18 protein-coding genes are annotated in these 23,103 nt (G+C 64.9%); 11 read left to right on the top strand and 7 right to left on the bottom strand.

Annotation, left to right across the window (positions count from 1 at the left end; all coding sequences use genetic code 11):
• Nucleotides 1–48: 48 nt before the first annotated feature.
• The 6 genes from purF (at nucleotide 49) to AACH32_RS03925 (ending at nucleotide 8,101) form a co-directional block, all read left to right on the top strand.
• The gene (gene purF, locus AACH32_RS03950; protein WP_338605478.1) at nucleotides 49–1,455 is read left to right on the top strand and encodes an amidophosphoribosyltransferase; all 1,407 of its coding nucleotides are present in this window, start codon (nucleotides 49–51) and stop codon (nucleotides 1,453–1,455) included.
• A 5-nt stretch (nucleotides 1,456–1,460) separates the two neighbouring features.
• Entirely contained in the window at nucleotides 1,461–2,456 is a 996-nt protein-coding gene (locus AACH32_RS03945; protein WP_338605477.1) for a KpsF/GutQ family sugar-phosphate isomerase, read from the top strand.
• A 134-nt stretch (nucleotides 2,457–2,590) separates the two neighbouring features.
• Nucleotides 2,591–3,949: a cytochrome c biogenesis protein ResB gene (resB, locus tag AACH32_RS03940; protein ID WP_338605476.1), complete on the top strand. Its 1,359-nt coding sequence runs from the start codon at nucleotides 2,591–2,593 to the stop codon at nucleotides 3,947–3,949.
• A 3-nt stretch (nucleotides 3,950–3,952) separates the two neighbouring features.
• The gene (gene ccsB / locus AACH32_RS03935) at nucleotides 3,953–4,777 is read left to right on the top strand and encodes a c-type cytochrome biogenesis protein CcsB (RefSeq protein ID WP_338605475.1); all 825 of its coding nucleotides are present in this window, start codon (nucleotides 3,953–3,955) and stop codon (nucleotides 4,775–4,777) included.
• A 154-nt stretch (nucleotides 4,778–4,931) separates the two neighbouring features.
• Nucleotides 4,932–5,567 (top strand): MBL fold metallo-hydrolase, encoded by a 636-nt coding sequence (locus AACH32_RS03930; protein ID WP_338605474.1) that lies wholly within the window; start codon nucleotides 4,932–4,934, stop codon nucleotides 5,565–5,567.
• Between the two features lie 299 nt (nucleotides 5,568–5,866).
• On the top strand, nucleotides 5,867–8,101 hold the full coding sequence (locus tag AACH32_RS03925; RefSeq protein ID WP_338605473.1) for a hypothetical protein: 2,235 nt from the start codon (nucleotides 5,867–5,869) through the stop codon (nucleotides 8,099–8,101).
• Nucleotides 8,102–8,172: 71 nt separating this feature from the next.
• Here the strand turns inward: AACH32_RS03925 and corA are convergent, their stop codons facing one another.
• From corA to AACH32_RS03910, 3 genes are all read right to left on the bottom strand, one after another.
• Complete coding sequence (gene corA / locus AACH32_RS03920; RefSeq protein ID WP_338605472.1) at nucleotides 8,173–9,249, bottom strand: magnesium/cobalt transporter CorA; 1,077 nt, start codon at nucleotides 9,247–9,249, stop codon at nucleotides 8,173–8,175.
• Between the two features lie 24 nt (nucleotides 9,250–9,273).
• Nucleotides 9,274–10,530, bottom strand: coding sequence for a glycosyltransferase family 2 protein (locus AACH32_RS03915; RefSeq protein ID WP_338605471.1), 1,257 nt, complete (start codon nucleotides 10,528–10,530; stop codon nucleotides 9,274–9,276).
• A gap of 69 nt (nucleotides 10,531–10,599) precedes the next feature.
• Entirely contained in the window at nucleotides 10,600–11,775 is a 1,176-nt protein-coding gene (locus AACH32_RS03910) for an exo-beta-N-acetylmuramidase NamZ family protein (RefSeq protein WP_338605470.1), read from the bottom strand.
• 259 nt (nucleotides 11,776–12,034) lie between these two features.
• Between AACH32_RS03910 and AACH32_RS03905 the strand changes: the two genes are divergently transcribed.
• Both AACH32_RS03905 and AACH32_RS03900 read left to right on the top strand, forming a co-directional pair.
• Nucleotides 12,035–13,138, top strand: coding sequence for an asparaginase (locus AACH32_RS03905; RefSeq protein ID WP_338605469.1), 1,104 nt, complete (start codon nucleotides 12,035–12,037; stop codon nucleotides 13,136–13,138).
• 27 nt (nucleotides 13,139–13,165) lie between these two features.
• Nucleotides 13,166–13,765, top strand: coding sequence for a hypothetical protein (locus AACH32_RS03900; protein ID WP_338605468.1), 600 nt, complete (start codon nucleotides 13,166–13,168; stop codon nucleotides 13,763–13,765).
• Between the two features lie 70 nt (nucleotides 13,766–13,835).
• On the opposite strand, the gene fdhF is transcribed toward AACH32_RS03900, so the two are convergent.
• Nucleotides 13,836–16,526, bottom strand: coding sequence for a formate dehydrogenase subunit alpha (gene fdhF, locus AACH32_RS03895; RefSeq protein ID WP_338605467.1), 2,691 nt, complete (start codon nucleotides 16,524–16,526; stop codon nucleotides 13,836–13,838).
• Nucleotides 16,527–16,694: 168 nt separating this feature from the next.
• On the opposite strand from fdhF, the gene AACH32_RS03890 reads away from it, so the two are divergent.
• A complete protein-coding gene (locus tag AACH32_RS03890) occupies nucleotides 16,695–17,711 on the top strand; it encodes a TIGR00266 family protein (protein WP_338605466.1) in 1,017 nt (338 codons plus the stop codon).
• A gap of 86 nt (nucleotides 17,712–17,797) precedes the next feature.
• Here AACH32_RS03890 and AACH32_RS03885 read toward each other — a convergent pair whose 3' ends face one another.
• On the bottom strand, nucleotides 17,798–18,703 hold the full coding sequence (locus AACH32_RS03885) for a prenyltransferase (protein ID WP_338605465.1): 906 nt from the start codon (nucleotides 18,701–18,703) through the stop codon (nucleotides 17,798–17,800).
• 137 nt (nucleotides 18,704–18,840) lie between these two features.
• Between AACH32_RS03885 and AACH32_RS03880 the strand changes: the two genes are divergently transcribed.
• Together AACH32_RS03880 and AACH32_RS03875 are read left to right on the top strand one after the other, a co-directional pair.
• Nucleotides 18,841–19,668: a potassium channel family protein gene (locus AACH32_RS03880; protein WP_338605464.1), complete on the top strand. Its 828-nt coding sequence runs from the start codon at nucleotides 18,841–18,843 to the stop codon at nucleotides 19,666–19,668.
• A 136-nt stretch (nucleotides 19,669–19,804) separates the two neighbouring features.
• Entirely contained in the window at nucleotides 19,805–20,638 is an 834-nt protein-coding gene (locus tag AACH32_RS03875) for a mechanosensitive ion channel family protein (RefSeq protein ID WP_338605463.1), read from the top strand.
• A gap of 91 nt (nucleotides 20,639–20,729) precedes the next feature.
• On the opposite strand, the gene cydB is transcribed toward AACH32_RS03875, so the two are convergent.
• A complete protein-coding gene (gene cydB, locus AACH32_RS03870) occupies nucleotides 20,730–21,755 on the bottom strand; it encodes a cytochrome d ubiquinol oxidase subunit II (RefSeq protein WP_338605462.1) in 1,026 nt (341 codons plus the stop codon).
• Nucleotides 21,756–21,770: 15 nt separating this feature from the next.
• On the bottom strand, nucleotides 21,771–23,090 hold the full coding sequence (locus AACH32_RS03865; protein ID WP_338605461.1) for a cytochrome ubiquinol oxidase subunit I: 1,320 nt from the start codon (nucleotides 23,088–23,090) through the stop codon (nucleotides 21,771–21,773).
• Nucleotides 23,091–23,103: the final 13 nt, after the last annotated feature.

The following is a 23,103-nucleotide window of genomic DNA, read 5'->3' as shown; positions in this document are numbered from 1 at the left end:
TACTCCTCAGTGAGGCGAGCAGCAATGCATTGTGATAAGATGGCCGCCATGTGGCGCGCGCGCAGCCAGGGGCCCAAAGAATATTGCGGCGTTTTCGGGGTGTACGGCCATCCCGAGGCGGCCCGCTTGACCTACTACGGCCTCTACGCCCTGCAACACCGGGGGCAGGAGTCCGCGGGCATCGTCACCAGCGACGGCAAGCACCTGCACCAGAAGCGGGCCATGGGCCTGGTGCCCGACATCTTCAGCGAGCGCGACCTCAAGGGCCTCAAGGGCCACATCGCCAACGGCCACGTGCGCTACTCCACCACCGGCTCCTCGGTGCTGGGCAACGCCCAACCATTTATCATCAACTACGCGGGCCACGGCCTGTGCGTGGGCCACAACGGCAACCTGGTCAACGCCCACGAACTCAGGCGCCACCTGGAAAAGGAAGGCAGCATCTTCCAGACCTCCATGGACTCGGAGGTGGTGATGCACCTGTTGGCCCGCAACATCCACATGGGCTTTGAAGAGGCCCTGGTCAGCTCTCTCAGCCAGCTTCGGGGGGCCTACAGCTTTTTGTTCATGACCGAGGACACCCTGGTGGCCGCCCGCGACCCCCAGGGCTTTAGGCCCCTGTGCCTGGGCGCCCTGGGCGACGCTTACGTGGTGGCCAGCGAGACCTGCGCCCTGGACCTCATCGACGCCCGCTTCATCCGCGAGGTGGAGCCCGGCGAGGTGGTGTTCATCGACAAGAACGGCCTGCGCAGCATCAAGCCCTTCACCCGCCAGCGCCACGCCCATTGCATCTTCGAATTCATCTACTTCGCCCGGCCCGACAGCTACATCTTCGGCCAGACGGTGTACTCGGTGCGCCGCCGCCAGGGGGCCCAGCTGGCCGAGGAGTTCCCCCATCCCGACGCCGATCTGGTGATGCCCTTCCCCGACAGCGGCAACTACGCCGCCCTGGGCTATGCCTGCGCGGCCGGGCTGCCCTTTGAGATGGGCATGATCCGCAACCACTACGTGGGGCGCACCTTTATTCAGCCCAGTCAGGACATGCGTGACTTCGGGGTTCGGGTGAAGCTCAACCCGGTGCGCGAGCTGATCAAGGGCAAGAAGGTGGTCATCGTGGAGGACTCCATCATCCGGGGCACCACCACCATGGCCAGGGTGCAGAACATCCGCAACGTGGGCGCCGCCGAGGTGCACATGGTGGTCTCCTGCCCGCCCCACCGCTTCCCCTGCCACTACGGCATCGACTTCTCCACCAAGGGCGAACTGATCGCCTGCAACCACAAGGTGGAGGAAATTCGCAACCTTTTGGGCCTGGACTCCCTGGGCTATCTGTCCATCGAGGGCCTGTTGGAATCCACCTCGGCCAGCCGCCAGGGCTTCTGTTTGGCCTGCTTCGACGGCGAGTACCCGGTGCCCGTGGACGAAAACGCCGGCAAGTTCTGCCTGGAGTGCTAGAGCCCTTGTCCGAGATACTCAAAATAGCCCGCGAGGTCCTGAGCATCGAGGCCCAGGGCATCACCCAGCTCAAAAAACGCCTGGGCCCCAGCTTCGAGCAGACGGTGGAGATGATCCTGGCCTCGCCGGGCAAGGTGATCACCACCGGCATCGGCAAGAGCGGCATCGTGGCCCGCAAGATAACCGCCACCCTAAGCTCCACCGGCACCACCTCCATCTTCCTGCACCCGGTGGAGGCCCTGCACGGCGATCTGGGCATGGTCAGCCCCGGCGACGTGGTCTTGGCCCTGAGCCACAGCGGGCGCAGCGAGGAGTTGGTCAACGTGGTGCCCCAACTGAGGGACCACGGGGCCAAGGTGGTGGCCATGACCGGCGGGTTGGATTCGCCCCTGGCCCAGGCGGCGGACCTGGTCATCGACTGCGGCGTGGAGCGCGAGGCCTGCCCCCTGGGCCTGGCCCCCACCACCTCCACCACCGCGGCCCTGGCCATGGGCGACGCCCTGGCGGTGGTGCTCATCGAAAAGCACCGCTTCAAGGCCGAGGACTTCCGCCGCCACCATCCCGGCGGCAGCCTGGGCCAGCGCCTGGCCCTTCGGGTGAGCGAGGTGATGACCAAGGGCAAGGCGGTGCCGGCGGTGCGCCCGGCCACTCCCATCTCCCAGGCGGTCAAGGTGATGGACGAGGGCGACCTGGGCACGGTGCTCATCACCAGCCGGAATAAGCTCATGGGCATCTTCACCGACGGCGACGTGCGCCGGGCGGTGGTGGCCGGCCAAAGCCTGGACAGCGCCCCGGTGAGCCGCTTCATGACCGCGGATCCCCTCACCGCCGACCCGGACACCCTGGCCGCCGAGGCCCTGCACGCCATGGAGCTCAAGCAGATCACCGCCCTGCCGGTGGTGGCGGCCGGCGGCAAGGTCCTGGGCCTGGTGCACCTGCACGACCTGTTGGGCCGGGGCGCGGTGAGCCTCAACGGCATGGTTCCCCCTACCAGGGACTGAGAATCGATCCGGTCCCGCCCCCATTTATTCGGGCCGCGGCGCACCGGCTCGCCCCAGGGCGGCGCTTGCCCCTACCCTAGCCCTCTGGTAGCTTTACTTTTCAGTGTTTTCGGCAACCTCGCCAAGGAGGCCGCGTGAGCCAGGACCAACCCCGCAAACCGTTCTTGGAGAGAATCTGGGACTTTTTCGCTTCGGTGAAGTTGTCCTTTTTTCTGTTGCTGCTTTTGGCGGTGCTTTCCATCGCCGGCACCCTGATCCCCCAAAAGGAAAGCGCGGCCGTCTATGTGCGGGCCTACGGAGAGGCGGGCTGGCGCTTTATCTCGGCCATCGGGCTGGACGACCTGTACCACGCCCCCTGGTTCGTGTTGATCATGGCCCTGTTGGCGGCCAACCTGGTCATCTGCTCCATCAACCGCCTGTCGCTGACCATGCGCATTCTGGGCAAGGACCCGGCGGACGAGGCCAACTCCATGCGCAAGCCCAAGGACAGCTTCACCCTGGCCGGCGAACCGGGGGCCAACCTGGAGCGGGCGCGCGGGGTGCTGGAGCGCCTGGTGGGCCAAAGCGCCCAGGCCGACGACCAGGGGCGCACCGTGCTCTTCGCCCAGCGGGGCGGCTGGTCGCGCTTCGGGGTCTACGTGGTGCACGCCAGCGTGCTGGTGATCATGGCCGGGGCCCTGGTGGGCAACTTCTGGGGCTACTCCGGCTACGTGAACATCCCGGTGGGCGGCAGCGTGGACCACATCACCCTGCACAACGGGCGGCCCAGGCCCCTGGGCTTTACCCTGCGCCTGGACAAGTTCAACGTCTCCTTCTATCCCAACGGCATGCCCAGCGAGTATCGCAGCGAGGTCACCTTCCTGGAGGGCGGCAAACAGACCCACCAGGCATCCTTGATCGTCAACGACCCGGCCGAATACCACGGCATCGACTTTTACCAGTCCTCCTACGGCAACGACCTCAAGTCCGTGGAGCTGCAGCTGATCCGCAAGAACGGCAGCAAGCAGGACCTCACCCTGGAGGCCCGGGAGATAAACCAGCTCCCCGGCGGGGCCAAGGCGGCCATCCAGGGCTGGCGGGAGCGGGTCCAGATGGGGGGCATGTACGACGGCCCGGTGATTCGCCTGCTCTACCAGGGGCCAAAAGGCGAGCCCCAGGCCTACACCGCCTTCAAGCCGGGCGTGAACATGCCCCAATCCGGCCCCTTGCGCTTTGAGATCCTCAAGGTGCAAACCGAGGCCTACAGCGGCCTGCAGGTCAAGTACGACCCCGGAGTGTGGTTGATCTGGGTGGGCTGCTCCCTGATGGTCCTGGGCTTTTTCATCGCCTTCTACTTCAGCCACCGCAAGGTTTGGCTGCGCTTGGGCCCCACCGGCAAGGGCCGCACCAAGGTGGAGATAGCCGGAGCCACCAACAAGAACCGCCAGAGCCTGGCCAGGCTGCAGAGCCGCCTGCGCCACGAACTGGGCGGCTCACCCAAAGAGGCGGAGTGATCCATGGAAGCTTTGAGCAATCAAATCCTGGTGGCGGTTACCTTCGCCTTTTTGGCCGCTTCGGTGCTTTACCTGTGCCACTGGGCCTTCAAGTCCAAGGTGTTCGGCTGGGCGGCCAGCGGGGTCACCTGGGCGTCTTTGGCCGTGCTCACCCTGGCCATCATCCTGCGCTGGGTGGCCAGCCACCAGATGGGCATAGGCCACGCGCCCTTTTCCAACCTCTTCGAGTCGCTGGTGTTCTTCTCTTGGACCATCGCGGTGATCTACCTGATCATCGAGTCGACCACCTGGATGCGGGTCATCGGGGCCTTTGCCGTGCCCCTGGCCTTCCTGTCCATGCTCTACGCCCTGACCCTGGACCCGGCCATCAAGCCGCTGTTGCCGGCCCTCAAGAGCAACTGGCTCATCGCCCACGTCATCACCTGCTTCCTGGGCTACGCTGGCTTCGCGGTCTCGGCCGCCCTGGGGGCAATGTACCTGGCCACCGGCCTGAGCAAGGACCCGGCTTCGCCCCGGGCCTTGGTCTTGGACAACCTCATCTACCAGACCGTGGTGGTGGGCTTCATTCTGCTCACCGCGGGCATCGTCACCGGGAGCATCTGGGCCAACAGCGCCTGGGGCACCTACTGGTCCTGGGACCCCAAGGAGACCTGGTCGCTGATCACCTGGCTGGTCTACGCCTCGCTGTTGCACAGCCGCTTCATGCGCGGCTGGCAGGGCAAGCGCATGGCCGTGTTCTCCCTGGTGGGTTTCGCCTGCGTGCTGTTCACCTACTTCGGGGTGAACTTGTTGTTGTCGGGGCTGCACTCCTACGCCACCAACGGCTAGACTCGCACAGGCCGCGCCGGAGCACCGCATGGCCGGACCCGCTGGAGCGTCCCGGCCAAGGGGCGAGCGGTCTCCAGGCTGGACAGGCGGAAATATTGCTGCTAGCTTCTGGGGCACCATTTAAAATCTTCACGTTGGGATCGGGGGAGATCGCATGAAGGTCATTCAGCTTTTAGTTGGTCAGATGCAGGTGTTCGCCTACCTGGTGGGCTGCGAGAAAACCGGGGAAGCGGTGGTGATCGACCCGGCGGGCAACGAGGAGGCCATAGTGGCCAAGGCCCAGGAAGAGGGCCTGAAGATCGTCAAGATCGTCAACACCCACGCCCACCCGGACCACACCTGCGGCAACGCCAAGCTCAAGAAGCTCACCGGCGCGCCCATCATCATCCACGAGGCCGACGCGGAGGCCATGACCAGCCCCCACTCCCTGGACTTCGCCCGCATGCTGGGCTGCAGCGAGCTGCCCCCGGCCGACCAGACCGTCACCGACGGCGACGTGATCACCGCCGGCGAAGAGGTCAAGCTGGCGGTCCTCTCCACCCCCGGCCACAGCGCGGGTTGCATCTGCCTGTACACCCCTGGCCACGTCTTCACCGGCGACACCCTGTTCGTGGGCGGGGTGGGCCGCACCGACCTGCCCGGCGGCTCCTGGCCCAGGATGCTCAACTCCATCAAGAGCCGCATCCTCACCCTGCCCGACGACACCATCGTGTGGCCCGGCCACCACTACGGTATGGCCCCCAAGAGCACGGTGAAGCAGGAGCGGGAAACCAACGACTTCCTGCGCTAGTTTGCGCACTTAGCCGATACAGCCGCGACGCCGGGTGCCAAGGGCGCCCGCCGGTGGTAAGTTTGTCCCAATGGCAGCGCCGCTTCGGCGGCGTTGCCGATCGCCCTCCGACCTCGCGTGAAACCCGGCCAGAGGACCTAGAAAACCGCCTCCCCGGCGGCTCGGGCGCCATGTGGCGCTTAGGGTACAATTTTGTAGTAATAATAATTATTAACATTTTTTTGTTGCCGTATACCCACCATATGTTGTATCAACGTATCAGCGTATGACTATATGTTGATCTTAGGAGAGGCCTCTGAATGAGTATCTGGAACCTGCAAGAGTACGTTTTCGCCAGCAAGTACAGCCGCTACAACCCGGCGCTCAAGCGCCGGGAGACCTTTGACGAGGCCGTGGAGCGGGTATTGGACATGCACCGGCGCCATTTCGGCCGCAAGGGCCTGGTGGTGGAGGATCTGCTGCGCGAGGTGGGCCGGGCCATGCAAAAGCGCCTGGTCCTGGGCAGCCAGCGGGCCCTGCAGTTCGGCGGCGAGCCGATCCTGGGCAAGAACGCCCGCATGTACAACTGCACCACCTCCTATTGCGACCGCTCCCGCTTTTTCCAAGAGGCCCTGTGGCTCCTGTTGTGCGGCTGCGGGGTGGGCTTTTCGGTGCAGTGGCACCACATCGCCAAGCTGCCAGAGCTGGCCCCGCCCAGCGGCGAGACGTTGACCTACCAGATTCCCGACACCATCGAGGGCTGGGCCGACGCCCTGGGAGTGCTGCTCTCCTCCTATTTCACCAGCGAGCAGCCCTTTGCCGAGTACAAGGGCCGCGTGGTGGAGTTCGACTACTCCCTGATCCGCGCCAAGGGCTCGCCCATCACCGGCGGGGCGGGCAAGGCCCCCGGTCCCGAGCCCCTCAAGCGCAGCCTGGAGCTGATCCGGGCCCACCTAGACCGGGTGTTGGCCCGGGGGCATCGCCGCCTGCGGCCCATCCACGCCTACGACCTTCTCATGCACGCCTCGGACGCGGTGCTCTCCGGCGGGGTGCGGCGCAGCGCCACCATCTGCCTGTTCTCGCCCGACGACCAGGAAATGGCCACCGCCAAGACCGGCAACTGGTTCGTGGAAAACCCCCAGCGAGCCCGCTCCAACAACTCGGCCCTGTTGTTGCGCGGCGAAACCGGCCGGGAGCGGTTCCAGGAGCTGATGCAGGCGGTCAAGGAGTTCGGCGAGCCGGGCTTCGTGTGGGCCGACCACCGCGACATCACCTACAACCCCTGCGTGGAGATCGGCCTGTTCCCCCAGTTGGACGGGGTGTCGGGCTGGGCCTTCTGCAACCTGTGCGAGATCAACATGGGCCGGGTGGACAACGAGGAAAAGTTCGCCGAGGCGGCCCGGGCCGCGGCCATCCTGGGCACCCTGCAGGCCGACTACACCAACTTCGGCTACCTGGGGCCGGTGAGCGAAGAGATCGCCCGGCGCGAAGCCCTGTTGGGGGTCTCCATGACCGGCATGATGGAAAACCCCGAGGTGGCCTTCGAGCCGGCCATCCAGCGGCGCATGGCCCGGCTGATCGTGGAGGTCAACGGCGAGGTGGCCGAGCGCATCGGCCTGGCCCCCGCCGCCCGGGCCACCTGCATCAAGCCCGCCGGCAGCACCAGCTGCATCCTGGGCACCAGCTCGGGCATCCACCCCCACCACGCCCGCCGCTACTTCCGCCGGGCCCAGGCCCACGAGGGCGAGGCCATCGTGGATTTCTTCCGCCAGAAGAACCCCCTGGCCGTGGAGGAGAGCGTCTGGGACCCCAACGGCAACAGCGTGGTCATCACCTTTTGCATCGAGGCCAACGGCCACGCCAAGATCCGCAAGGAGCTGAGCCCGGTGGAGCTGTTGGAGTACGTGAAGCTCACCAAGAGCAACTGGATCGACGCGGGCCGCCGGCCCGAGCGCTGCATCCAGCCCTTTTTGAGCCACAACGTGTCCAACACCATCACCGTGCCCGAGGGCCAGTGGGACGAGGTGGCCGACTTCATCTACGACAACCGCAATTACTTCTCGGGCGTCTCCCTGCTGCCCCACGGCGGCGACCTGGACTACCCCCAGGCCCCCTTCTGCGAGGTCTACACCGCCGAGGAGGTGGTGGCCCACTACGGGGTGGGGGCCATCATGTCCTCGGGGCTCATCGTGGACGGGCTGCACGCCTTTGACGACAACCTGTGGGAGGCCTGCGACGCTGCCCTGGGCCGGGGCCACGACCTGGACGCCCTGCTGAAGCCCGATCTGCCCCGGCGGGCCATGGAGGCCATCGAGCACGTCATCTTCATGCGCAAGGACTGGGTGCGCCGGGCCCACAAGTTCGCGCGCAACTACTTTGACGGCGACATGCTGCGCATGACCCGCTGCCTCAAGCGGGTGCACAACTGCAAGCACTGGGAAGACTTGCAGCGCGAGTACGTGAACGTGGACTACACCGAGCTGATCGAGGAGTGCGATAACACCAAGGTGGAGGAGACCATCGCCTGCGGTGGCGGGGCCTGCGAGATCATCTAAAGTTAAAGCAAGCGCATTAACAAGGGCGGGGCCGACGGCCCCGCCCTTTATTATTGCCTAATTTTATATAGTTACTCTTTAGAGAGCAGCCAGCCCTTACGCCAGAAATAGATCAGCATGCCGATAGTTACCACCCCCATCAGCCCCAGGGCGGCGAAATAACCCCAGGACCACTCAAGTTCAGGCATGTTCTTGAAGTTCATGCCGTAGACTCCGGCGATGAAGGTCAGGGGTATGAACAGGGTGGCGATGATGGTCAGCACCTTCATGATCTGGTTCATGCGGTTGCTGACGATGCTCAGATACAGGTCCATGAGGCTGGCCAGGCTGTCGCGCAGGCTCTCGGTGGCGTCGATCACCTGCACTGTGTGATCGTACACGTCACGCAGATAAGGCCGCACCGTGGGGCTCACCAGCTCGTGCTCGCCCCGCTCCAGCCAAGCCGTTACCTCCCGCAGCGGCCACACCGCCTTTCGCAGACGCAGGCCCTGGCGCTTGAGTTGGTGCAGGGTGCGCAGCACCCGCTGGTCGGCGGCGGTGTCCAGCTCGCTTTCCATCTCCTGGCTGGCATCGGCCAGGGACTCCAACACCCCGAAGTAGTGGTCCACAACCGAGTCCAAGAGGGCGTAGGCCAGGTAGTCGGCCCCCAGGTGGCGGATGCGGCCCCGGCCGCCGTTGATGCGTTCGACCACGGCGGTGAAGGGGTCGTGGCCGCTCTCGCTGAAGGAAAGCACCCAGCCCCGGCCCAGGATCAGGCTTACCTGGCGGGCGACGACCTCCTGGTCTTCCTGGTCGAAGCTCAGGTCCTTGAGCACCAGGAACAGGTAGTTGTCATATTCTTCCAGCTTGGGGCGCTGCTGGGTGTTGACGATGTCCTCCTGCACCAGGGGATGCAGGCCGAAAATCTCCCCCAGGCGGGCGATGATCTCCACCTGGTGCACCCCTTCCACCCGAAACCACACCACCTGAGGCTCGTCCCGCAGCCTGGCGATCTCGCCGCTGTCGGGCTCGTCCAGGGCGTGCACCCCCTGGGCGTCGTATTCCAAGACGGTGATGCGGGTGGGCCCGGTGGTTTCCTCGCCCACGTGCACCAGGCTCCCCGGCGGCAGGGAATCCTTGTCCGCCAGGCTGTTCACCCTCGTAAACATCCGCACCCCCTTCGGAGTATCCCGCTAGGTCGCGCAGGTCTTGGCCGGCCCTTGGCTCCAAACCTTTATCAGATAGTCCTTGTGATCCTCGAACTCCTGGGCCTGCTCTTCCACCAACTGCTCGGCCTCGGCCGAGGTCATGTCCCAGCTCTGGCGCACGAAGCTGGCCACGCGGGCGTAATACAAAGGAGTCACCAGGTCCAGCAAACGCATGCGGTGCTGGTCCCAGCTATGGTAAGTGGCGGCCAGTTCGTAGAGAATCTGGATCCAGGCCGAGGTGGGGAAATTGAAGTTGCCCGTGTCCATGGTGGAGGCGGCCTCGATGGACTTGAAGCATTCGCCGCAGAAAATATCCTTCCACAGAGGGCTGAAATTCCTGTAGCCGCTCTGGAAGTTCTCGATCATGGCCTCGAGGTTCACGTTAACCGGCTCGGGCTCTCCCCCCCCGCCGTTGCCGAAGGTCTCCACCGGCTCGGAGCCCTGCACGTTTTTCCACACCCCTTCGTAGCGCTCCATGAGGTTGAACAGGGTCCAGATGACCTGGCGGAACATGGGGCCCAGATGGGAGGCCGGGTCCTTGGCGTCGTGCACCTTGAGCCCCAGGTTGGCCTGGCACACCTTGAAGCCCTGGGTGATGGCGCTGGTGGTCATCCAGATGTCGATGCCGAAGCGGGCCACCTCGCTCTGCCATACGTCCTGTTCGGCGTAAAACTTGGCCAGGTCGCGGCTGATGGCGAAATCGCCGCCAATGGGCTGGCGCACCCGCTTGCCGTACAGGGCGCGGGTCAGGTTGTAGACGATGTTGTTGGTGATGGTGCCGTCGTACTTGTGGCGCAAATACACCGGCGAAACGTATTGATAGCCCTTGGTCATCACCGGGTCGATGAGGGCCTTGACCCAGTCGCCGGTGATGGAGCGTAGATCGCTGTCCACCATGGCGCAGGCGGTCACCTTGAGGCGGGCGGCCGCCTCGAACACCGCCCGCAGCGCGCTGCCCTTGCCGGGCAGGCCCCTATAGATGCTGACGATCTTCTCTTGCCAAGGCTTGATCTCGAACTCCTTGGCCACCTCGCGGGTATCGTCGGTGGAGCCGCCGTCGGCCACCAGGATCACCGCCCGTTTGTCGCCGTAATGGTCGGCCAAGCCGTGGGTGACCATCTGGATCACGTGGGCGATGGTGGTTTCGTTGTTGTAGCAGGGGATGCCCACCAAGATATCGGCCTCGGCGATCTCCTCCAGCCGCTTGTTGGTGTAGCCTCGCAGTGCGGTGTAAAAAGGCATGTAACTTAATTCTCCCGACTTTTCTGAGAGTTGGCGTTGTCTCTATTCTAGCGGCTGGACACGCCGGACTCAAGCCGGGTAGAGCAAGGCCCTCTGGCGGCGCTCATCCCACTGTTCGAGATCGCCCTGCCAGCGTGCCTCCAACTCGGCGGTCGTCGCCCCGGCCACCAGCATATCCACCGCCTCGGCGTCGCCCAAAAGCAGGTCCAAGGGACGCCGCTCATGCTCATACTCGTAGGGCGGCGGGCGCAGGCCCCACAGGCCGGGCTGGGCCCGGTTGATGGCCCCCAGCAGGGCCAGGGTGGCCCGCACCGGGCGGTATAGACCCGGATCGGTGACATGAATCTGGAAGCCGCCGCAGACCTGGCCGGCGAACTTGTGGAAAGTAGGCTCGAAATTGAGCGGGCGCAGCACGGCGCCATCCAGGGCTTCCGGCTCCAATGCATCGAGCACCGCGGCCGGGTCCAAGCCGGGCATGCCGAATATCTCAAAGGGCCGGGTGGTGCCCCGGCCTTCGCTCAGGCTGGCGCCTTCCAGCAGCACCTGGCCGGGATAGACCCGGGCCGTGTCCAGGGTGGGCATGTTGGGCGAGGGCATGACCCAGGGCAGGCCGGTGGCGGCGAAGTCCTCCCCTGCCCAGCCCGCGCAAGGGATCACCCGCAAGGCGACGTTCAGGTTACGTTCCGCCACCACCAGCCGGGCCAGCTCGCCCAGGGTGAGGCCGTGGCTCAGAGGAATGGCGTGGGCCCCCACGAAGCTCATCAGTTCCGGGGGCAGCACCGGTCCCTCGAAGCGGCGGCCGATGGGGTTGGGCCGGTCCAGCACCACCACCTCCACCCCGGCGGCGGCGCACTCCTCCAGGCAGGCCACCAGCGTGCTGAAAAAGGTGTAGACCCGGCATCCCACGTCCACCAAATCCACCAGCAAGGCGTCCAGGCCGGAAAGCATCTCCGGGGTGGGGCGGCGGGTCTGGCCATATAAAGAATAGATGGGCACCCCCAAGCCGGGATGGGTCCCATGCTCCGACTCCACCATATTGTCCTGTTTTTCGGCGAAAAAGCCGTGCTGGGGGCCGAACAGGGCCTTGAGCCCTCCGGGCCAGACCCGGTTGACCATGACCCAGGCCGGGCTCAGATCGGGGCCCACCGCCGCCGGATTGGCCAAGAGACCCAGGGAGGCGCCGTTGAGATCGGCGGGGGCGGCGTCGCCCAGGCGGCCTAGGCCGGTAACCACTTTTGAACTCATTTCTTGACCTCGCGGGAAAATAACAGAATATTAAGGCAGTATAAAAACGAGGACCCCAGGACACAAGCCCTAGGGTCCTCTGGGAGGAGGGGAGGAAAGGTTTCCGCTTTACGATGCCGGGGGAGAGGGGGTGTTCTTGCCACGGCAAATTGGGCGGACATCATGTAGGGGTAATACTAGATTGCACCTTCCCTCTAACAACTTAAAGGTAATGCCGCCCTCTGTACATGTCAACTTATAGACGAAAATAGGTGTAACCGTGCAGGAATCTTTCTCAATTTGCAGACATCACGGACATCATCACCACGATCACTCTCACGAACACGCCCGGGGCGGCGCTCCCGGCCCCGGTGAGTACGCCCCGGCCCTGGTGGAGTTCCGCCGTAGCGGGCTGACCGAAAGCGTCCACCGCGGAGCCATCGCGGTGTGCACCCCGGACGGCAAGCGCAGCCGGGGCCTGGGCCATCCGGCCATGCCCACCTTCATGCGTTCGGCGGCCAAGCCCTTGCAGGCCTTGCCCCTGATCACCAGCGGCGCGGCCAAACGCTACGGCTTGACGCCGGCCGAGTTGGCCGCGGTCTGCGGCTCCCTGAACGGCGAGGATTTCCAGATAGAGGCGGTGAAAAGCATCATGGGCAAGGCGGGCCTGGACGTGGGGCTGCTGGACTGCGGCCCGGCCTGGCCCCTGCACCGGGAAACCTATAAGGCCATGCGGGCGGCGGGGCAAAAACCCACCCCCCTGCACAACACCTGCGCGGGCAAGCACGCGGCCATGCTGGTGCTCTGCGCTTTTCACGGCTGGCCCACCGAGGACTACCTGTCGCCGCGCCACCCCGTGCAAAAGCTTATACTGGAAACCGTGGCCTTGATGAGCCACTACCCCATGGAGCAGATCGGCATTGGGGTGGACGGCTGCGGGGCCCCGGTGTTCCGCACCCCGCTGGTGGCCCTGGCCGGAGCCTACGCCCGCCTGGCCGCGCCGGACCAGGCGGAGCTGGAGCCCGCCATGAGCGAGGCGGTCAAGGAGCTCATGGCCGCCTGCCTGGCCCATCCCGAGATGATCGCCGGCACGGGCCGCATCTGCACCCGGCTCATGCAGGCCGCGCCGGGGGTGCTCCTGGCCAAGGCCGGCTCCGAGGGCTCCTATGCCCTGGCCCTGCCCCAGCAAGGCCTGGGGGTGGCCCTGAACATAGAGGACGGCGGTGTGCGGGCCCTGGGCCCGGCGGTCACCGAGACCCTGCACGAGCTGGGCATCCTGGGCCACGAGGCCCTGGAAGGCCCCTTGGCCGACTTGCACCGCCCCCAGATCAGCAACCACCGAGGGAAAAAAGTCTGCGACCTGCAGGCGGTTTTCGAACTGTAGGGCCCCGGCCTGGGCGGGGGAGGAGTCATGATGACCCGGACTCAGATATTTACCGCCGGTCCGTCCGGCGCCGTTTGGCTGGTCGGCCTGCTATTGGGCCTTATGCTCCTCTACGCCTGCGGCGCCGACCCGGCCCCCAAGCTGAATCCCGCCCAGGACGCCTTTAAAAAAGCCGCCCTCGCGATCATCACCCAGGAGACCAAGGAGCTGATGCCCATCCTGGACCGGCCCGACCCCGGCCCCGCGCTCCAGGCCAACATCGACGGGCAGTTCGCCCAGGGCCTGAAAAAAGGCAAGCCCCTGGACCACGACCTGGCCGTGTTGGGCCCCGACGCCGTGGTGCTGGCCTGGCGCACCCCCGATCCCGAGGATCTGACCAAGACCCACGTGGGCGTGGTGGGCCAGAACTACTCCAAGTTCACCAAGCTCAACCCGGTGTACCAGAGCGGCCTCATCGCCGGTTTCGAGGTTTTCACCCAATACGGGCCGGGCCTGGGCCTGTGCGCCCCCATGCGCCAGGGCAGCAACCTCAAGGGAGTGCTCTGCCTGGGTTACGACGAAGACACCCTGATCCGGCGTTACAAAATGGACAAGGAACAGTTTCTGCAAATCGACTTCAACAACTAGACACCGCGTGGCCCAATAAAAAGGGACGCCCGCATTTGGGCGTCCCTTTTGCTTGTCTAGTCGCCGCTCGCTACAGAGGCTCCACCTTGACGGCGCAGGCCTTGTACTCGGCGGTCTGGGAGACGGGGTCGTACACCGGGTTGGTCAGCCAGTTGGCGCAGCCCTCGCGGAAGTGGAAGGCCATCCACACCATGCCCGGCGGCACCTGGGGGGTAACCTTGGCGGTGACCTCCACCCTCCCGCGCCGCGAAGACACCGCCACCTTCTGGCCCTGGGCGATGCCCAGGCGCTGGGCGTCGTCCAGCGAGATGTCGGCCGTCTCCTCGCCCAGCAGGTCGTTGAGCCCGCCGGAGCGCCCGGTCTGGGTGCGGGTGTGATAGTGGTACAAACGTCGGCCGGTGCTGAGCACCAGGGGGAACTCCGCGTCCGGCTGCTCGGCCGGGGGAGTCCATTCCACGGGCTTCAGATTGCCCAGGCCGCAAGTAAAACAGCCGTCCTTGTGTAGGAAGGGCGTGCCCAGGTGGTTGAGGTCCGGCACCGGCCACTGCAGGCCATCGTTTTCGATGCGGCTGAACTTGATGCCCGCCATCTGGGGAGTCAGCACGGAAACTTCGTTGTCCCAGATCTCCTGGCCGCTGTCGGAGGCCCACTCCTGGCCCATGCGCTTGGCGATTTGTTTGAAGATCCACCAATTGGGCTTGGCTTGGCCGGGCGGGTCCACCGCCTTGCGCACCCGGCTGACCCGGCGCTCGCTGTTGGTGAAGGTGCCGTCGTCCTCGCTCCAGGCCGCCGCGGGGAAGATCACGTCCGCGAAGCGGGTGGTCTCGGTGGGGAAGATGTCGTTGCACACCACGAACTCGGCCGATTCCAGGCAGTGCTCCACGTGAGCAATATCCGGCTCGGTGTTGGCCACGTTCTCGCCGAAGATGTACATGCCCTTGACCGTGCCGTCGATGAGGCCGTCGAACATGGCGGGCATCATCAGGCCCACCTTGTCGTCGACCTCCACTCCCCAGGCCTGGGCGAACTTGGCCTGGGCCGCCTCGTCGTTCACCTTCTGGTAGCCGGGGTAGACGTTGGGCAGGGCCCCCATGTCGCAGGCCCCCTGCACGTTGTTCTGGCCCCTGAGCGGGTTGACCCCGCCGCACTCGAAGCCCACGTTGCCCAGCAGCATCTGTAGGTTGGCGCAGGAGAGCACGTTGTTCACACCGCAGGTGTGCTCGGTGATGCCCAGGGTGTACATGAGCATGGCCGGCTTGTTGGCGGCCAAGAGCCGGGCCACCTCCACGATCTGCTCGGCCGGCACCCCGCTGATCTCGGCCGCCCGCTCGGGCGGGTAGTTCATCACCGTGGCCTTGAGCTCCTCGAAGCCCACGGTGCACGACTGCACGTATTCCTTGTCATAAAGGTCTTCGGTGATCAAGACGTGCATCAGGCCGTTCAACAGCGCGATGTCGCTGCCCACCTTGAGCCGCATGTGGGTAAGGGCGAAGTCGGCCAAGCCGGTGCGCCGGGGGTCCACCAAGACCAGCTTGGCCCCGTTATTCACCGCGTTTTTCACGAACGTGGCGGCCACGGGATGGGCCTCGGTCATGTTGGAGCCGATGATGAAGAACATCTTGGCCTTGTCGAAATCGGCAAAGCTGTTGGTCATGGCCCCGGAGCCGAAGGAAGTCGCCAGACCGGCGACAGTGGGAGCGTGTCAGGTTCGTGCGCAGTGATCGATGTTATTCGTACCGATCACCGCGCGGAAGAGCTTTTGCATCTGAAAGGAGTCTTCATTGGTGCTGCGGGCGCAGCTGACGCCCGCCAGGGCGTCGGGGCCGTGCTTCTGCTTGATCTCCGAGAAACGCTCGGCCACCAGGTCCAGGGCCTCGTCCCAGGAGGCCTCCCGGAATTCGCCGTCTTCCTTGATCAGGGGGGTGGTCAGCCGCTCGGGGCTGTGGATGAAGTCGTAGCCGAAGCGGCCCTTGACGCACAAGCGGCCCCGGTTGGGCTGGGCGTCCTCCACGGCGGTGACCTTGATGACCTTGCCGTCCTTGACGTGCAGCCACATCTGGCAGCCCACTCCGCAGTAGGGGCAAGTGGTGCGCACCTTCTTGGTTTCCCAGGGGCGGCCCAGGCCCTTGGCCTTTTTCTCGGTCAGGGCCCCGGTGGGGCAGACCTCGACGCACTGGCCGCAGAACACGCAATCGCTCTGATCGTAGGGACGGTCGCCGGTGGTGATGATCTTGGCCTCCGCTCCCCGGTAGCCGAAGCCGATGGCCCGGTTCACCTGCACCTCGTTGCAGGCCTGCACGCAGCGGCCGCAGAGGATGCACTTGCTGAAGTCGCGGATGATCAAGGGGTTGGAGTCTTCGATGGGATACTGCTGGGTGGCACCCTCGAAGCGTCCCGCCGACACCCCGTATTCATAAGCGTACTCTTGCAGCTTGCACTCGCCGTTGGCCTCGCACAACAGGCAGTTGTGCTCGCCGCTGCTCAAGAGCAGCTCGATGGCCAGACGCCGCGCCTTGTGCACCTTTTCGCTGTCGGTCGTAACCTCCATGCCCGCGCCGGCCGGCATGGCGCAGGAGGCCACCAGGGTGCGCGCGCCGGTCACCTCCACCAGGCACATTCGGCAGGCCCCGGTGGGGGTGCAGTCCTTGAGATAGCATAAGGTGGGAATTTTCACGCCGTTGCGCGAAGCTACCTGGAGAATGGTTTCTCCGGGAGAAAATTCCACCTCTTTGCCATTAAGCTTCAGCTTGGCACTGGCCATTGCCTACTCCTGACGCAGGGTATGAAGATTTTTTATAGAGGCCTGGTCATTTGATGTATTGCATTTTTATTATAATGTCAATGCTCACTACCGTCCCACCTAGCGCGCGGCTAGGATTATTTGTCAAAGACGTCGCATAGTTCGACTATATGCCTATGAGGTGAGGACATGGAAACGATTGATCAACAATGGTACGTGGCCCTGGGCGGCGAGCCCGCGGGGCCTTATGGCGCTCAAAAGCTGCGCGCCCTGGCCGCCGAGGGCCGCCTGGGCCCCGAGACCCTGGTGTACGGCCAGGGCTTTACCGAGTGGACGCCGCTCAAGGCGGTGGGCGAGTTGGCCGCCCTCCTGAGCCCCCAGGCCGCGCCTCCCCCGCCGCCCCCTGCCCGCTCGTTGGCCGACGAGATCGATTACGTGATCCAGGGCAGCGAGATGCAGTACGTGGAAATAGAGCTGGACCCCGGCGAGAGCGCGGTGGCCGAGGCCGGGGCCATGCTCTACATGCACCAGGCCATCACCATGGAGACGATCTTCGGCGATGGCCGCCGGGGGCAAAGCGGCGGCGGGGGCTTTTTGGGCTCGCTCATGGGCGCGGGCAAGCGCCTGCTCACCGGAGAGAGCCTGTTCATGACCGTGTTCACCCACAGCGGCCCCTCGGGCAAGGCCCGGGTGGCCTTTGCCGCCCCCTACCCCGGCAAGATTTTGCCCATGCACCTGGGAGAGCTGGGAGGCGAGCTCATCTGCCAAAAAGCGGCCTTTCTCTGCGCCGCCCGGGGGGTGGCCCTGGAGATCGCTTTCCAGAAAAAGATCGGGGTGGGCCTGTTCGGCGGCGAGGGCTTCATCATGCAGCGCCTGGTGGGCGACGGCCTGGCCTTTGTGCACGCCGGGGGCACCGTCATGGAGATGCAGCTGGAGGCCGGGCAGAGCCTCAGGGTGGACACCGGCTGCCTGGTGGCCCTGAGCCCCTCGGTGAGCTACGACGTGCAGTTGGCCGGCGGCATCAAGACGGCCTTTTTCGGGGGCGAGGGCCTGTTTTTGGCCAACCTCACCGGGCCGGGTCACGTGTGGCTGCAAAGCCTGCCTTTCAGCCGCCTGGCCGGGCGCATCTGGGCCGCCGCGCCCCAGGGCGGGGGCCGGGACAAGGGGGAAGGCAGTATCCTGGGAGGTTTCCTGCGCGACGACTAGGCGGCCCCTGGACCGGGGACCGGCCGGGCCGGCCGGCGGGGCGGGGTTCATCCCCGCCCTTTATTTTTTTTGGCGGGGCGGGCGACCTAGGCCAGCCAGGCCCCCAGGAGCAAACCCAGCACCATGAACGCCCCGGTGCTCAGATGGGTCACGATGGTCAGGGCCTGGGCCGGCACCAGGGCCAGGGGATCGTCGTAGCTGCGCCAGGCGATGGCCACCGCCTTGAGCGAAGGCAGCGCCGCGGCCAGGGCCAGGTAGAGCCAGGGGGTGAGGCCCCAGCCGTGCACCAGCCAGGCCAGGGAGGGGAAGGGAGCCAGCATCAGTACGGCGTAGACCAGGCGCGAAGGGCCCAGGCCCAGACGCACCACCAGGTTGTTCTTGTCCGCGGCCGCGTCGGCGGCCCGGTCGGGGAACTGGTTTATCCACAGCACGGCGGTGATCAGCCAGGCCTGGGGCAGGCCCAGCCACCAGGCCACGGCCCAGAACTCGCCGCCCAGCACGTAGCCCACCCCCCAGGTGAGCAGGGGGCCGAAGAGGATGAAGATGCAGGCCTCGCCCAGGCCCAGGGACATCAGGGCCAGGGGACCGGCCGAATAGAGCCAGCCGCCGGCCAACCCAACCGCGCCCACGGCCAGGGCCCAGGGACGATCCAGGGCCGCCACCATGCCCCCGCAGGCCCCGGCGGCCACGAAAAAGCCCACGGCCAGGGCGCCCACCGCCCGGCGGCTCATACGGCCGTCTTGGATCACCCGGCTGCCGCCGGAGAAAATGGTGGCGTGCCGGTTGAGGGGGTCGCTGCCCGTGGCGTCGTAAAAATCGTTGATCAGGTTGGCCCCGCTCTGCAGGCAGCCCACCCCGGCCAGGGTTAGCAGAAACAGGCCCCAGGGCATGGAGCCTTGGCCCCACCACCAGGCGGCCACCACCAGCACCGGGGTCAACGAGCCGGTGAGGAAGGGCAAGCGCATGGCCTGTACCAACAGCGGAGGCGGCATGGGGACTCTCCTGGGCGAAAAGACCGCACCACTCTAGCACAGGCGGCGGACCGAGGATAAGCTCCCAGGGACTAATAATGCTGTCACCACGGGGGAAAACCCTTATAATTTTCCGGTAACCCGTGGACGGAAGGCACATGAGCGATGCAACCCAACAAGTAGGCCTGGATGCCCGGGGCCGTTGGCTACATTCCCCCCCTATCTCCCTGGCGCGGCGCCTGTCGCTCTACTTTGTCTACGCCGCCCTGGCCCTGTCCCTGATCCAGGGCCATGTCCACCCCACCGGCCTGTTGATCATCGGAGGCTTCGTGGTGGTGTTCCATGTGGCCACCCGTCCCCTCACCTCCGATTTCCTGGTGCGCTTCCCTTCCTACCTGGTGGTGCTCAGAATTCTTCTGGTGATCATGTGCCTTGGGCTGCTTCTGCCCTGGCTGCCCCTGCCGCCCGCCTGGCTCAGCCGGGAGGAAATAGCTTTCACCATTACCTCCCTATTGATAACCAGCGGGTGGACGGTGATGGTGATGATCTTTTTGTTCCAGGCCCGCCAGGTGCGCCTGGACACCATCTTTTCCGGGGTGGCCGCCTATTTTCTGCTGGCCATAACCTGGACCGAGCTTTACAAGGTTCTAAGTTACTTCCACCCCCACAGCTTTTCGCCTCCCCTGACGGGCTACGCCATTGACCCGGCAATCGCGCACATGCGGGCCTTGTACTACAGCCTGTCCACCATCACCTCGGTGGGCTTCGGCGACATCCTGCCGCGCAGGGCCATGGCCCAGTTCCTCTCGACCCTGGAGGCGGCGGCGGGCCAGCTCTTTTTGGCGGTGCTCATCGCCCGCCTGGTCTCGCGCCACTTGAGCGAGGCCGTAACCCCCCTGGCCCCAGCCCCCCCGCCCCCCCGGCACCGGCCCAAGGCGGCCAAGTTCTCCCGCCGTCTGCGCCGCCGCAGGCGAATGCCGCGTTAGTCCCGTATTTTTCGGCAGTTTTCGGCCCCAAGAAGCTTGGCCATCCATTCATCGTGCACTAAACTGGTTGAAACTGTCCGGCGCGCCGCCCGCCCCAGCGGCGCGCCTCGTGTGAATTGATACTTTGGAGAGTCTCGTGGAATCTATTTGGGAACAAGTACGCGTTTGGCTGACCCTTTACGGCATGCAGGTGGTGGGCGCCATAGCCATCCTGGTAATCGGCATCATCGCGGCCAAGGTTATCACCAATATATTCCGCAAGGTGCTCCGGCGCGCCAAGGTTGACGAGACCTTGGTGAGCTTCGGCGGCAACGTGCTCAAATTCGTGTTGATCTTGCTGGTGGTCATCGCCGCCCTGGCCCGGGTGGGCTTTCAGACCAGCTCGCTCATCGCCATGATGGGCGCCGCCGCCCTGGCCGTGGGCCTGTCCTTGCAGTCCAACCTGGCCAACCTGGCCGCCGGGGTGCTGATCCTCATCTTCCGGCCCTTCCGCCTGGGCGAGGTGGTGGAGGTGGGCGGGGCCTTCGGGGTTGTGGAGGAGATCACCATCATGGTCACCAAGATCAGAATGGTGGACGGGGTGTTGGCGGTGGTACCCAACACCAAGACCTTCAGCGACAAGCTCATCAACTACACCGCCGCCAAAAAACGGCGGGTGGACCTGGTGGTGGGCATCGGCTACGACGACGACATCAAGAAGGCCAAAGATATCCTCATGCGGCTGGTGAGCGAGGAGCAACGCATATTAAAGGAGCCCGCTCCCACGGTCATGGTCTTGGAGCTGGGCGACTCCAGCGTGAACCTGGGGGTGCGCCCCTGGGTGAACAACGCCGACTGGTGGGGCGTCAAGTGCGACCTCACCGAAAAGATCAAGCTGGCCTTCGACGCCGAAGGCATCAACATCCCCTATCCCCAGCAGGACGTGCACCTCTACCCCAGCCAGGCCTCCGGCGCCTCCCCCCAGGGCTAGAGCCGGGCCGGCCCCGCACAAGGGAGCCGAAAAGACGGCGGCGGCCGGAGCAAGCTCCGGCCGCCGCCGTGTTCATTAGGGGTTCGGGCGGCTAGTAGCCTTCCTCGTAGGCCAGATCGTCGGGGGTCACCTCGTGGCGGAACAGGTGGTAGACCCACACCTGGTAGGCGATGACCACCGGCACCATGACCAGGGCCACTCCCAGCATGATCTTTAGGGTCAGGGGGCTGGAGGCCGCGTTGACCACGGTCAGGCTGGCCTTGGGGTCGATGGAGCTGGGCAGCAGGTTGGGGTAGAGCCCGGCCACCCCGAACAGGGTGGCTCCCACCACCACCGCCGAGGAGGCGAACCAGCTCTTCCAGGCCGCGCCCTGCTGCAGGAACAGGCGGGTGGCCAGCAGGCCGGCCACGGCCAGGGCGGGCAGAACCCACAGGACCGGGTAGGTCAGGTAGTTGGCGTAGAGGTTGGTGGCGAACCAGGTGGCCACCAAAAACACCACCGCAAGGATGAGCAGGGGGACCCACAGGATCTTGGCGGTACGCTGGGCCCGCTCCTTGAGCTCGCCGCCCGCCTTGATGCCCAACCACAGCGCGCCGTGATACAGGAACAGGCACAGGAACAACAGCCCGCCCAGAAGCCCGTAGGGATTGAGCAGGGTAAACAGGCTGCCCCGATAGATGTGCTCGATGTCGATGGGGATGCCCTGGAAGATGTTGGCGAAGGCCACCCCGAACAGCAGGGCGGGCAGGGCGCTGGAGATGAACAGCAGCCAGTCCCAGCCGTCGCGCCAGCTGTGCCCCTCCAGCTTGCCGCGATACTCCATGGCCACGCCGCGGATGATCAGGCAGAACAGGATGAGCATCAGCGCCGAGTACAAGGAGCTGAACATGACCGCGTAGGCCAGGGGGAAGGCGGCGAAGGTCACGCCGCCGGCGGTTATGAGCCACACCTCGTTGCCGTCCCAGAAGGGCCCGGTGGCGTGGTAGATGGTGCGTTTTTCGTCTTCGTTTTTGGCCAGGAAGGGCAGCAAGGCCCCGGCGCCCAGGTCAAAGCCGTCCAGCATGAAATAGACGGCCCACAGCACTCCCCAGAGGGCGAACCAGATAGTTTCCAACATGGCTAACTCCTCCCCCTAACCCTGGGCCGCCGGCAAGGGCTCGGGACCCTTTTTGGCGAAACGGGCCATGAGCCAGAAGGCGACGACTCCCAGCAGGCCGTAGAACAATATGAAGGCGATGAGGCTCACCGCCACCTGGGTGGGATCCACCGGGCTGACCGCGTCGCTGGTGCGCATCAGCCCCCACACGATCCAGGGTTGTCGCCCCACCTCGGCCACCATCCACCCCGCCTCGTTGGCGATGTAGGGCAGAGGGATGGCCAGCATCATTATGCGAAGGTACTTGGGATTATCCAAAAGCTTCTTGCGAATCAAGAAACCCCAGACGGTGAGCAGCACGAACAGCATGCCCAGGCCCACCATGATCCGGAAGGAGATGAAGGTGAGAAACACCGGAGGCCGGTCCTCGGGCTTGAAATCGCTCAGGCCCTTGACCTCCGCATGGGGGTCGCCGTAGGCCAGGATGCTCAGGGCGCCGGGGATGGGAATCCATTCGATCAGGTTGCCGTCGCCACTGAGGTTGGGCACCTGCAACAGGTACATGGGAGCCATCTTCTGGGTCTTCCAGTGGGACTCCATGGCCGCCAGCTTGCTGGGCTGGGCCTCGGCCACCTCGCCGCCGTTGAAGTGGCCTTGGACCACCTCGAACAGGGAGAAGACCAGGGCGAAGACCAGGGCGATGCGGAAGCTCTTGGTGAAAAAGGAGACCTCGCGCTTTCTAAGCAAATGATAGGCGCTGATGCCCATGACGAAGAAGCCGGCCAGGATGTAGGCCCCGGACACGGTGTGCACGAACTCGATCACCGCGAAGCGCTGGGTGATGACGTCGAAAAAGTTGGCCAGCTCGGCCCGCCCGTTGCGCATGACGTATCCCACCGGATGCTGCATCCAGGCGTTGGCCGCCAGAATCCAATAGGCGCTCAGGGTGCCGGCAAAGGCCACCAGCCAGATGGCCACGCAGTGCAGCTTGGGCGAGATGCGCTCCCAGCCGAAAATCCACACCGCGATGAAGGTGCTCTCCAGGAAGAAGGCCGCCGTGGCCTCGATCGCCAAGAGCGAACCGAAGATGTCCCCCACATAGGCCGAGTAGCGGGACCAGTTGGTGCCGAACTGGAACTCCAGGGTTATGCCGGTCACCAGTCCCAGGCCGAAGTTGATGAGAAACAACTTGCCCCAGAACTTGGCCATGCGTTTGTATTCCTCGTCACCGCTTCTCACCCACTTGGTTTCCATGATGGCCACCAGGATGGAGAGACCCAGGGTCAGGGGAACGAACAGGAAGTGAAAGAACGTGGCTGCGGCGAACTGCAACCGAGAGAGGATCAAGACCTCCATCACCTACCCCCTT

The organism is Desulfoferula mesophila (assembly GCF_037076455.1).
Taxonomy (GTDB): Bacteria; Desulfobacterota; Desulfarculia; order Desulfarculales; family Desulfarculaceae; genus Desulfoferula; species Desulfoferula mesophila.
The sequence above is the reverse complement of the archived record's forward strand: the minus strand, read 5'-3'. Positions and strand labels throughout refer to the sequence as shown.